Consider the following 11,510-nt stretch of genomic DNA (forward strand, 5'->3'; position numbering starts at 1 on the left):
AATCTGCCGCAAAAGTAACCTTTATACATAACTTCTCATAAGATATTATGTAATGCCTGTCATTCCCATAAGGAAGGAGAATATTATGAGTCGACCAGACGACATTAAAGAAAAACTGCTCGGAGAATCACAAGAATATATCAAAAAGCATCCGTCCCGTGATAACTACTCCCCCCCTGCCGCTAACCCATCTGTCCACTCAGATGATGAAAACAGAAGTACACAGCAAGAACAATATACCGAACAGCATCCGTCCCGCCATTGTCACTATCATTATAAACCTATAGAGTACCCCACTTGTCCTCCCTGCAAACCTAAATGCCCACCAATAATATGTCCCGGACCTACTGGACCTACTGGACCTACTGGACCTACTGGACCTACTGGACCTACCGGACCTACTGGGCCTACCGGGCCTACCGGCGGGACTACTGGTGCTACCGGCGCTACCGGCGCTACCGGTGCTACCGGTGCTACTGGTGCTACTGGTGCTACTGGTGCTACTGGTGCTACTGGTGCTACTGGTGCTACCGGTGCTACCGGTGCTACTGGCGCTACTGGGGCTACCGGTGCTACTGGGCCTACCGGTGCTACTGGCGCTACCGGTGTTACTGGCGCTACCGGTGTTACTGGAGCTACCGGTGCTACTGGCGCTACCGGTGTTACTGGCGCTACCGGTGCTACTGGCGCTACCGGTGTTACTGGCGCTACCGGTGTTACTGGCGCTACCGGTGCTACTGGCGCTACCGGTGCTACTGGCGCTACCGGTGTTACTGGCGCTACCGGTGCTACTGGCGCTACCGGTGTTACTGGCGCTACCGGTGTTACTGGAGCTACCGGTGCTACCGGTGCTACTGGTGCTACTGGTGCTACTGGTGCTACCGGCGACACTGGACCTACTGGCGCCACCGGAGCTACTGGGCCTACCGGAGCCACCGGTGACACTGGGGCTGCTGTCCAATTAAGAGGCCTTCAGCTTCAATTACAAGATCCGGATACAACAACCATTGCCGCCGGTGCGCCTATCCTATTTGACACAATCATCGCCAATGAATCCCCCTTCATTTCTTATAACGGGCTTGGCACACTAACCATCACACAATCAGGAGTATTTTATATTAATTGGTGGGTAGCAGCAGACGGTATGATTGGCGGAACTGATTTATTTCTACGATTCTCCATCACAACTTCTGCAGGCGATAATATAGGAGCTTCCAGTTCCATCGTAACAGAAAATCTAGGCGGAAGTGCATTAATTTCTGTAGTAGCCCCAGTTGATATGCAGCTTATAAATGCCACTGACAACACAGTAGGTTTTGGCGCAACTCCAATTAAAGCCGATTTAACCATCATTCATGTAACATTTTAAATAATAAAACACATGGAAGTTTACTTCACATTTTCCATGACATAAAGCAGGGAGGAGATATATTTTGGATACAGTCGGTCTTCAACTTGAAAAACTAGCAGCCGGAACAGTCGTCCCAAACGCTAATGTAATATTTGATAATATAGTGAGTACTTTTGGACCTGTAAGTTATAATCCGGTTTCAGGAGTAATAACCATATCCAAAGCAGGAAGATATCTGATCAACTGGTGGGTAGCAACTCAATCATCGCTAGGATCACCGGGTATGGTTTTTGCCATTGTAACCTCAGACAGTGTTGTAATTCCAGCAAATTCACCAATAAAAACAGGGGAAGTCGTTGGGTTTGCACTTATTGAAGCAGCAGCCCCAGTCACTGTCAGCTTAGTAAGCCAATCAGCAAACGAGGTAGCATATTCTTCGTTGGTTCCTACTAAAGCATTTTTAGCAATAACTGAGGTTCCAGAAGAATTAAACGGTATCACTGGCGATACAGGTCCTACCGGTGACACTGGACCTACTGGCGATACTGGACCTACCGGTGATACTGGACCTACCGGCGATACAGGACCTACCGGCAACACTGGACCTACCGGTGATACCGGACCTACCGGTGACACAGGGGCTACCGGCGATACTGGACCTACCGGTGATACCGGACCTACCGGCGATACCGGACCTACTGGCGACACTGGGGCTACCGGCGATACTGGACCTACCGGCGATACTGGACCTACCGGTGACACCGGACCTACTGGCGACACTGGACCTACCGGTGATACCGGACCTACTGGTGACACTGGGGCTACCGGCGATACTGGACCTACCGGTGACACCGGACCTACTGGCGACACTGGACCTACCGGCGATACTGGACCTACTGGTGACACAGGGGCTACCGGCGATACTGGACCTACCGGTGACACCGGACCTACCGGCGATACTGGACCTACCGGCGATACCGGACCTACTGGTGATACCGGACCTACTGGTGATACTGGACCTACTGGTGATACTGGACCTACTGGCGACACAGGGCCTACTGGTGATACTGGACCTACCGGCAATACAGGACCTACCGGCGACACTGGACCCTCTGGCGGACCAACTGGTGATACTGGGCCTACTGGTGATACTGGGCCTACTGGTGATACTGGGCCTACCGGTGATACTGGGCCTACTGGCGACACTGGGGCTACTGGTGATACCGGACCTACCGGTGACACTGGACCTACGGGAGATACCGGACCTACTGGTGACACTGGACCTACCGGTGATACCGGACCTACCGGCGATACCGGACCTACCGGTGATACCGGACCTACCGGTGATACTGGGCCTACTGGCGACACTGGGGCTACTGGTGATACAGGACCTACTGGCGATACCGGACCTACCGGCGATACCGGACCTACCGGTGATACTGGTTCTACGGGAGATACTGGTCCAACTGGCGATACTGGACCTACCGGTGATACCGGACCTACTGGCGATACTGGACCTACCGGTGACACCGGACCTACCGGTGATACTGGGCCTACTGGTGATACTGGGCCTACTGGTGATACCGGGGCTACTGGTGACACTGGGCCTACCGGTAATACTGGGCCTACTGGCGACACTGGGGCTACTGGTGATACAGGACCTACCGGTGACACTGGACCTGCTGGCGATACTGGACCTACCGGCGACACTGGACCTACCGGCGATACCGGACCTACCGGCGATACTGGTTCTACGGGAGATACTGGTCCAACTGGCGATACTGGACCTACCGGTGATACCGGACCTACCGGCGATACCGGACCTACCGGTGATACCGGACCTACCGGTGATACCGGGCCTACTGGCGACACTGGGGCTACTGGTGATACCGGGGCTACCGGTGATACTGGACCTACCGGTGATACTGGTCCTACTGGCGACACAGGGCCTACTGGCGACACAGGGCCTACGGGAGATACAGGGCCTACTGGCGATACTGGACCTACCGGTGACACCGGACCTACCGGTGATACTGGGGCTACCGGCGATACCGGACCTACTGGTGATACTGGTCCTACCGGTGATACCGGACCTACCGGTGATACTGGGGCTACCGGTGATACTGGACCTACTGGTCCTACTGGCGATACTGGTCCTACCGGTGATACAGGACCTACTGGTGATACCGGACCTACCGGTGATACTGGTCCTACTGGTGACACTGGGCCAACCGGTGATACAGGTCCTACTGGCGACACTGGTCCTACTGGCGATACTGGACCTACCGGTGATACTGGTCCTACTGGTGATACTGGACCTACCGGTGATACTGGTCCTACTGGTGACACTGGGCCAACCGGTGATACAGGTCCTACTGGCGACACTGGGCCTACTGGTGACACCGGACCTACTGGTGACACCGGGCCTACTGGTGATACTGGACCTACCGGTGATACTGGTCCTACTGGTGATACTGGACCTACCGGTGATACTGGTCCTACTGGTGACACTGGGCCAACCGGTGATACAGGTCCTACTGGCGACACTGGTCCTACTGGCGACACTGGTCCTACTGGCGATACTGGACCTACCGGTGATACTGGTCCTACTGGTGATACAGGGCCTACTGGCGACACTGGTCCTACTGGCGACACTGGTCCTACTGGTGACACTGGGCCTACTGGTGATACTGGGCCTACCGGCGATACTGGACCTACCGGCGATACTGGACCTACCGGCGATACTGGACCTACCGGTGACACTGGACCTACCGGTGATACCGGACCTACTGGTGACACCGGACCTACTGGTGACACTGGGCCTACTGGTGATACTGGGCCTACTGGTGACACCGGACCTACTGGTGACACCGGGCCTACTGGTGACACTGGACCTACCGGTGATACCGGACCTACTGGTGACACCGGACCTACTGGTGACACCGGACCTACTGGTGATACTGGGCCTACTGGTGACACCGGACCTACTGGTGACACCGGGCCTACTGGTGATACAGGACCTACCGGCGATACTGGACCTACCGGTGACACTGGACCTACCGGTGATACCGGGCCTACTGGTGACACCGGACCTACTGGTGATACTGGAGGTATAATCAGTGCTTTTGGGGCTTTGACCTCATCAGTAGGAACTCTTGCATTGACGGCTACAGCCGTTGAAGTGCCGATGCCCAATCAGAGTACTGCCTCGGATGGTCTTGATTTTACAACAGCGAATAACATTACGATCACGGAAGATGGAACCTATCGTATTGATATCAGTGCTCTTGGCGCCTTTAGTGATGCTGGAACCGTTACCATTAGCTTTGGCATTGATGGCGTTCCACAAACAGTTACGTCACAGTCAATGGAGGTGCTTGGCGGAGAGCCCATTACCTTTAGTCTGATTGACTATTATGTTCTTACTGCAGGAAACCAATTGTCGGTTCAAATGAGCTCTAGTGTAGCAGGTGATTTCACTTTTCCCGCTGCGGGTTCAGGTGCAGTCTTATCCGTTGAACGGGTCGCTTAAAATATAAGTTGGTATCCGCTAATATCAGAGGATTGCCTATAGCAATCCTCTGTATTTATAGCAAGAATAGGAGATTTAATTAATACCACAGTCTTTAAAACAGCATGCCCTATTCCCTGCTCTTTTCACAAGTACAAACTTCATTGAATATACTATTATGTATATAGAGTTCAGGGGGTAAGGCTATGACTGAATCTGATAAAAATGCGCAACTGCCAATTACCATCAGCCTATGCATGATTGTTAAAAACGAAGAAGCAACCATTGAGCGTTGCCTACTTTCAGCAGAAGGTATTGCCGATGAAATCATAATTGTAGATACAGGCTCAACCGATAAAACAAAAGAAATCGTCAGTAAATTCACCGATAAAATCTATGATTTTGAGTGGATCCATGATTTTGCGGCAGCCCGCAATTATGCCTTCAGCCAGGCTACTCAGGAATACATCTTATGGTTGGACGCTGACGATGTTTTTTTGGCGGCAGACCGGGAACTTTTTTTGAATTTAAAAACAACGCTTAGTCGCGAAATTACTGTTGTCAGTATGCTTTATAATCTGGGTTTTGATCAATATGGAAAAGTTGCTTTTCAACGCCGGCGAAACCGTCTTGTCAAACGCGAGCGAAACTTTCGCTGGGTTGGTGCTGTTCATGAATATCTCGAGGTATATGACAGAAGCTTCAATTCTGAGATAGCCGTAACCCACCAGCCACTAAGCCACGATGCTGACCGTAATCTTAAGATCTACGAACTCAGATTGCAAAAAGGAGAGAAATTTTCTCCACGGGATTTATATTACTTTGCCAATGAATTACTGGATCACAGGCTGTTTGACCGGGCTATTGAATATTATCAGAAATTCCTGGAAACAAAACAAGGCTGGGTTGAAGATAATATCAGTGCCTGCAGCAAATTAGCCGACTGCTTTTACAATCTTAATGATATTGAGAATCAGCTTAAATATATATATCAGTCGTTCCAGTACGATGTTCCCAGAGCTGAATTTTGCTGCCGGCTGGGTTACTATCATCTCATTAACAACCAGTTAAAACAGGCAATCTTCTGGTATAAGCTGGCAACTCAGGCCGAAAAGCCTGCCGACTCATGGGGAATGGTTAATTTTAAATGTCAGACCTGGCTGCCTCATTTGCAGCTTTGTGTATGTTACTCCCGCACTGGTCAATACCAGTTTGCTTTTGAGCACAACGAAATAGCAGGCACCTTTATTCCGGAAGATCCCCGGATTCACCAAAACCGAACTTATTTAAAAAACCTGCTAAAAATTTGAAACAAGGAGTTCTTGAGAATATTGGAGATAAAGGGATTATTATCTTAATTTTAAATGAAAATTAAGAGTTACCTTTATGTGTAATTTTTCATAGTATATTATGTAACTCACCTAGTTATTATCAAGGAGGAGAGAAATTATGAAAAAGTCAAAAAATAGCAACACAAACTCGCCTGATAGTACACGCCACGGCCACTGGCATTACGATGACCCGTGTGACGACCACAAAACCAAAAAATGCGGGTCTTGTGGGCCTTGCGGGCCTTGTTTGCCTTGTGGACCTACCGGACCTACTGGGCCTACTGGGCCTACCGGACCTACTGGGCCTACCGAGCCTACCGGACCTACCGGACCTACTGGACCTACTGGACCTACTGGACCTACCGGACCTACCGGACCTGCCGGCGTAACTGGAGCCACTGGCGCTACCGGCGCAGCGGGTGCTATCGGTGCTACTGGCGCTACCGGGGCTACTGGACCTACTGGTGCTACTGGCGCTATCGGTGCTACTGGTGCTACTGGCGCTATCGGTGCTACTGGTGCTACTGGCGCTATCGGTGCTACTGGTGCTACTGGCGCTACTGGCGCTACTGGCGCTACTGGTGCTACTGGTGCAGCAGGTGCTACTGGCGCTACTGGCGCTACTGGCGCTACCGGCGCTACCGGCGCTACCGGCGCAGCAGGTGCTATTGGCGCTACCGGCGCTACTGGCGCTACGGGTGCTACTGGCGCTACCGGCGCTACTGGCGCTACTGGCGCTACCGGCGCAGCAGGTGCTATTGGTGCTACTGGCGCTACTGGTGCTACTGGTGCTACTGGCGCTACCGGCGCTACTGGCGCTACCGGCGCTACTGGCGCTACCGGCGCTACTGGCGCTACCGGCGCTACTGGCGCTACCGGCGCTACCGGCGCAGCAGGTGCTACTGGCGCTACTGGTGCTACTGGCGACCCTGGAACTACTGGCGCTACGGGCGCTACAGGTGCTACCGGCGCTACCGGAGCCACCGGGGCCACTGGAGCCACTGGTGAAGCCGGTGCTATCGGTGCTACGGGCGCTACGGGAGCTACTGGGGCGACCGGAGTCACTGGCGATATTGGGGCTACCGGCGCTACTGGGGCTACTGGAGCCACTGGCGATATTGGAGCTACCGGCGCTACTGGGGCTACCGGAGCCACTGGCGATACTGGGGCTACTGGCGATACCGGGGCTACCGGAGCCACTGGCGATATTGGAGCTACCGGGGCTACCGGCGCCACTGGCGATATTGGGGCTACCGGCGCTACTGGGGCTACCGGCGCCACTGGCGATACTGGGGCCACTGGTGCTACCGGGGCTACCGGAGCCACTGGCGATACTGGGGCTACTGGCGCTACCGGAGTCGGCGGAGCAATAATCCCGTTTGCATCAGGTCTTCCAGTCTCACTGACTACTATCGCCGGAGGATTAATTGGTACTACAAGTCTTGTGGGGTTTGGCGCTTCAACTCCCGGTGTTAGCATTGTTGGCGGAGTAATTGACCTTTCAGCTATCACAAATATGGCATTTTCCGCTCCCCGTGATGGTACAATTACTTCAATTGCCGCTTTCTTTAGTACTACTGCAGCCTTAGCGTTAGTAGGCACCACAATAACGATTACAGCAGAGTTATTTAGTTCACCTACACCTGATAATGACTTTACACTAGTCCCCGGTACTACTGTAACATTAGCACCACCTCTCACTGGCGTAGTTGCCATTGGAGATACCAGTAATGGAATTCTTACCGGCTTGGCAATACCGGTAACTGCCCAAACTCGTCTATTGCTGGTGTTCTCTGCAACAGCGGACGGACTTAGCCTTATCAACACCGTCGCAGGCTATGCCAGTGCAGGTGTTACTATTGAATAGTTTCGCAAATAGACTGTTTGTACAAGATTTATCTCATAATCGGTAAACCAACCTGTAAAAAGGGTCCTCGTTCATATGAACAAGGACCCTTTCATCCTGAAAGAAGATGATAGTGTATGCAGTTTGGTCAATTACGGTTACATATGCTCAGTTAGCCTACAGTATGTAGGTGGTAAGCATTTTACACTATCGACACGCACAGACCTATCTAAGCTTCACCGGCATGGGTGGGCAAAGGACTGCGGCACCGCACCAGCTTTACTGAACACACCTTTAACTGCAATGAAGTTTTTACCTGTCGCGGACCGACAAGCTGAAGCTCCTGAACCTCCATCAATCCTTTCAAATGGATACTCCTGTCCGGCCGGGCAGAACGGTGACTGATTGCGCCGGTAAAAGGCTGTTCAAAGGAAACAAAATGGATAGGTTGAGTTCCATCCGGCACGCAGGCCACATACTCAATGGTTACGAGTACATGCCCGGAAAAAATTACTTTTTTATCGGCACCTGTGGCTTTATCAATTGTTGGTACTGCTGTCATGCGCAGCAAAAATTCAATATCAGGCTTATCCTGTGGAATGGTTAGCGTGTCGCCTATCATAAACTGCCTACTTTTTCTATGATAACGCCGGCTCATAGCTGATTCCTCCTTACTCAATTAATGTATAATCACATTTACTAATAGTTTATGATTTCAAACAAATTGTGTTACTCGCCCGGCGCCAAGGCAGGCTCATTCTAATAAATGAAGTTCTGTTAAATCAAATAATTATGTCTCTAATAAAACATTCCGAGTACTTGTAGTCTCTCATCTTTTAGCGATAGTTTTCACATTATGTCACCATTATCCGGAACCACTGCTGAAGTTGAAACATATACTATTTTAGAAAGGAAAGCTTTATCAAGCTAAATGCCCTGACTGCTTGAGCAAGACTTAGACTACAAGGAGGAATGGAAATGAATAATACGTTAATCAATATTGCCGGAATCTGTGATGTTTGCAGGCTTACGTTGCATGATAACGATAGCTGGACCGAATTATCAATTCCGGAGAATTTGGTTCTCCCCCGGGAAAAGCCGGATATTGAACAAATCCTCTCTGCCAACGTCGCGGTTAAAATCATTAAAACCAAAGTCATTGTAACCCCCAGTACAGAGCAGACTCCCAACTTTGAAGGAAAGTTACTAACCGGACGCAAGCTCATTATCGGGGGAGAGCTTTGCCAGTCAATCACCTATACCGCAGATTTCTCCAGCCAGCCGGTACACTCGGTCCACTTCGTAGTACCATTCTCCGCCTATATTGTCATCCCGAAAAAAATAAGAATACTAAATGAAATCACCTGCTGTGAAAAAAGCATAGACTCCTTATTTGTCAATTATCATGTCAAGGCCTGCGTGGAAGATGTATTTATCCAGGAAATCAATAAGCGTCAGATCTTTAAAAATATCCTCTTATTTCTGCAGGCTGTACCGACTATAACCGGTTGCGTCTAAAAATAAAGGTTAGTCAGATACTCTATTTCACAAGGAGGAAAGGCCATGAATAATTGCGATACTAACTGCCTGAAAGAATGCAAAGCAACGCTGGGTAATGTAGAATGCAGTGTTAACGGAAACTTTGACAGACCCTTACCCTGCGAATGCGAAAAGGTCGATGAACTGGTAATCATTAACGGAATATGCCCCAGAGAAAAACTGGAATGCTTTCTTGATTGTGGTAACATCCGGCGATGGACACAGCTACTTGTACCGGAGGTTTTGTGTATTCCCTGCCAAAAACCTGATATTGAACAATTAATCAGCATTACCGCAATTGTGGACATTATTTCACAACGGGTAGTGCGCACCCCCGGAGACAAGTGTATGACTCTCACCAATGAAGAATGTACGGATTTGACTGGCAAAAAGCTGATTATCGAAGGAGTTTTGCAGCAAAAAATTGTATATGCGGCTGCTGTGGAAGAACAAAGTGTTCATTCCGTACATTTCGATGTACCATTCTCGGCGTTTATTATTCTTGCTCCGGAAGACCACCTGTCAAAAAAATTTAAAGTTGAGGCCTGCATTGAAGATATTTTCATCACAAATATTACGGCAAGAAAAATATTTAAGAATGTAACCTTGGTTATCAGGGCATTGCCTATTGTCTGTCCAGAGATTTGCATCATATAGAATGAGGAGGAAATTCAGCTATGAAAACATGTCAATGCATTGGGCAGCATGCTGTTGAAGTAGTAGGTGTATGCGATCCCGCCCAAGTCGCTATCGGCCTGAATAAATGTGATCTTGGTCAATGGACGCAAATTTCCATACCCGAAATCCTTCAACTGCCTTGTGCCAAACCAGATGTAGCAACCGTTGATAAAGTATTTGTTGATGTACAGCTAAAATCAATACGGGTTGTAAAAACACCGGCCGGAGAGTGTGGTTCTCCTATCGTAAACCGCGAGGGTCTTCGGCTGACAGGGAGAAAGCTGGTCGTAGAAGGATTACTGAAACAAAAGCTGGTTTATACAGCAGCCTTGTGTGACCAACCTGTTCATTTCGCACATTTTGAAGTCCCGTTTTCAGCGTTTATCATTTTAGCGTGCGACACCTGCCTTGATCAACAGTTTTGCGTAGAAACCTGTGTGGAAGACGTTTTTGCAATACCCTTTAACTGCAGGGAAATATTTAAAAATGTGACCTTATTTTTACAAGCCATTCCTGTTTAAAGACATAGAGGTTATTTTTATTATGCAGCGGACGATACGCCTAAGCCGGTGCCATGGATTTCCCCCAGAATTGCGGATGTTGTTCCAAAGGCAGAAAAAACGGATACGCCTGAGCGTTATCCGTTTTTATATTTTACATTTACAGTTAGCCATCTCATAACAGACTACCCGTAAAATTATATAATTGGCACATGGTTGCCAGCCATTACTCTGTACTTTCTATCCCGCTGTCAAGCGGCCGGATTACCAATGGCAAGTGAACATCGCCGTATTGGCTATAGTCGTTATCCTGTGCATTATGGTAAACTTTTTGTTCTGAGACCGGAAGCTGAGATTCGTCCTGACCGCTTTTATACGGCGATTGGGTGCAGCAAGCTTGTGGAATGACCGGCCAAAGCGGTTTATCCGGCTTGCAGGCAACAGTATGGCCGGGTTCACAACATGGTACCGGTAAACATTTTCTCACACGGAAAAGCTTACGCAGACAAACCTTTAACGCTATTACTTTCTTTATAGTTCTGGGATCGATCAGGTGACATTCATGAAACAAGAATTTTGCTTTTAAACAGGCTTTCAGCTTCTCACATAAAAAGCGATGACAAATTAAACCGCCGAAAGGTATGGAAAAAGATACAAAATGAACAGGCTGCGTACCGTCTGGAACACACGCCACATATTCCACACAAACAAGTATATGTCCTGAAAAAATAACTTTTTTATGCATAGTTACCGT

At 49.6% G+C, this 11,510-nt stretch carries 14 protein-coding genes (1 of these 14 running past the window's edge); 11 read left to right on the top strand and 3 right to left on the bottom strand.

What is annotated here, in order from left to right; genetic code table 11:
- The first annotated feature begins 434 nt into the window (after positions 1-434).
- Positions 435-965, top strand: coding sequence for a hypothetical protein (locus tag SPSPH_RS20415; protein ID WP_219930491.1), 531 nt, complete (start codon positions 435-437; stop codon positions 963-965).
- Positions 966-1,144: 179 nt separating this feature from the next.
- A complete protein-coding gene (locus tag SPSPH_RS20420) occupies positions 1,145-1,369 on the top strand; it encodes a hypothetical protein (protein ID WP_198931054.1) in 225 nt (74 codons plus the stop codon).
- A gap of 240 nt (positions 1,370-1,609) precedes the next feature.
- Here SPSPH_RS20420 and SPSPH_RS20425 read toward each other — a convergent pair whose 3' ends face one another.
- Positions 1,610-1,852 carry a hypothetical protein gene (locus SPSPH_RS20425; RefSeq protein WP_146196583.1) on the bottom strand — a complete coding sequence of 81 codons (243 nt, stop codon included), beginning with the start codon at positions 1,850-1,852 and terminating at the stop codon, positions 1,610-1,612.
- A 20-nt stretch (positions 1,853-1,872) separates the two neighbouring features.
- Here SPSPH_RS20425 and SPSPH_RS20430 point away from each other — a divergent pair, with 20 nt between their 5' ends.
- The 6 genes from SPSPH_RS20430 to SPSPH_RS20455 all read left to right on the top strand — a co-directional run bounded on the left by SPSPH_RS20430 (position 1,873) and on the right by SPSPH_RS20455 (position 8,060).
- On the top strand, positions 1,873-4,467 hold the full coding sequence (locus tag SPSPH_RS20430; RefSeq protein WP_219930490.1) for a hypothetical protein: 2,595 nt from the start codon (positions 1,873-1,875) through the stop codon (positions 4,465-4,467).
- A 44-nt stretch (positions 4,468-4,511) separates the two neighbouring features.
- A complete protein-coding gene (locus tag SPSPH_RS20435; protein WP_075758252.1) occupies positions 4,512-4,883 on the top strand; it encodes a hypothetical protein in 372 nt (123 codons plus the stop codon).
- 185 nt (positions 4,884-5,068) lie between these two features.
- Positions 5,069-6,172, top strand: coding sequence for a tetratricopeptide repeat-containing glycosyltransferase family 2 protein (locus SPSPH_RS20440; RefSeq protein ID WP_075758251.1), 1,104 nt, complete (start codon positions 5,069-5,071; stop codon positions 6,170-6,172).
- Positions 6,173-6,387: 215 nt separating this feature from the next.
- On the top strand, positions 6,388-6,582 hold the full coding sequence (locus SPSPH_RS20445; protein WP_233139227.1) for a hypothetical protein: 195 nt from the start codon (positions 6,388-6,390) through the stop codon (positions 6,580-6,582).
- 39 nt (positions 6,583-6,621) lie between these two features.
- Entirely contained in the window at positions 6,622-7,566 is a 945-nt protein-coding gene (locus tag SPSPH_RS20450; protein WP_269147965.1) for a hypothetical protein, read from the top strand.
- Positions 7,567-7,604: 38 nt separating this feature from the next.
- Positions 7,605-8,060, top strand: coding sequence for an exosporium glycoprotein BclB-related protein (locus SPSPH_RS20455; RefSeq protein WP_338738142.1), 456 nt, complete (start codon positions 7,605-7,607; stop codon positions 8,058-8,060).
- A 208-nt stretch (positions 8,061-8,268) separates the two neighbouring features.
- On the opposite strand, the gene SPSPH_RS20460 is transcribed toward SPSPH_RS20455, so the two are convergent.
- Entirely contained in the window at positions 8,269-8,697 is a 429-nt protein-coding gene (locus SPSPH_RS20460; protein WP_075758249.1) for a DUF3794 domain-containing protein, read from the bottom strand.
- Positions 8,698-9,017: 320 nt separating this feature from the next.
- Here SPSPH_RS20460 and SPSPH_RS20465 point away from each other — a divergent pair, with 320 nt between their 5' ends.
- Genes SPSPH_RS20465 through SPSPH_RS20475 form a run of 3 tightly spaced genes read left to right on the top strand, consistent with a single transcriptional unit; the run spans position 9,018 to position 10,777 of the window.
- Positions 9,018-9,557: a DUF3794 domain-containing protein gene (locus SPSPH_RS20465; protein ID WP_075758248.1), complete on the top strand. Its 540-nt coding sequence runs from the start codon at positions 9,018-9,020 to the stop codon at positions 9,555-9,557.
- A 45-nt stretch (positions 9,558-9,602) separates the two neighbouring features.
- Entirely contained in the window at positions 9,603-10,235 is a 633-nt protein-coding gene (locus SPSPH_RS20470) for a DUF3794 domain-containing protein (RefSeq protein WP_075758247.1), read from the top strand.
- A 20-nt stretch (positions 10,236-10,255) separates the two neighbouring features.
- Positions 10,256-10,777 carry a DUF3794 domain-containing protein gene (locus tag SPSPH_RS20475; protein ID WP_075758246.1) on the top strand — a complete coding sequence of 174 codons (522 nt, stop codon included), beginning with the start codon at positions 10,256-10,258 and terminating at the stop codon, positions 10,775-10,777.
- Between the two features lie 205 nt (positions 10,778-10,982).
- Here the strand turns inward: SPSPH_RS20475 and SPSPH_RS20480 are convergent, their stop codons facing one another.
- On the bottom strand, positions 10,983-11,510 hold the 3' portion of the coding sequence (locus SPSPH_RS20480) for a DUF3794 domain-containing protein (protein WP_075758245.1). 111 nt of this gene lie beyond the right edge of the window; the window shows 528 of its 639 coding nt (coding positions 112-639); its start codon lies off the right edge, out of view; it ends in the stop codon at positions 10,983-10,985.

The sequence above is a fragment of the Sporomusa sphaeroides DSM 2875 genome, assembly GCF_001941975.2.
In the GTDB taxonomy this organism is placed as follows: Bacteria; Bacillota; Negativicutes; order Sporomusales; family Sporomusaceae; genus Sporomusa; species Sporomusa sphaeroides.

Coding starts and splice junctions, on each gene's coding strand:
- SPSPH_RS20420 (WP_198931054.1), top strand. CDS start 1,145: ATGATTGGCGGAACTGATTTATTTCTACGATTCTCCATCACAACTTCT.
- SPSPH_RS20440 (WP_075758251.1), top strand. CDS start 5,069: ATGACTGAATCTGATAAAAATGCGCAACTGCCAATTACCATCAGCCTA.
- SPSPH_RS20460 (WP_075758249.1), bottom strand. CDS start 8,697: ATGAGCCGGCGTTATCATAGAAAAAGTAGGCAGTTTATGATAGGCGAC.
- SPSPH_RS20465 (WP_075758248.1), top strand. CDS start 9,018: ATGAATAATACGTTAATCAATATTGCCGGAATCTGTGATGTTTGCAGG.
- SPSPH_RS20470 (WP_075758247.1), top strand. CDS start 9,603: ATGAATAATTGCGATACTAACTGCCTGAAAGAATGCAAAGCAACGCTG.
- SPSPH_RS20475 (WP_075758246.1), top strand. CDS start 10,256: ATGAAAACATGTCAATGCATTGGGCAGCATGCTGTTGAAGTAGTAGGT.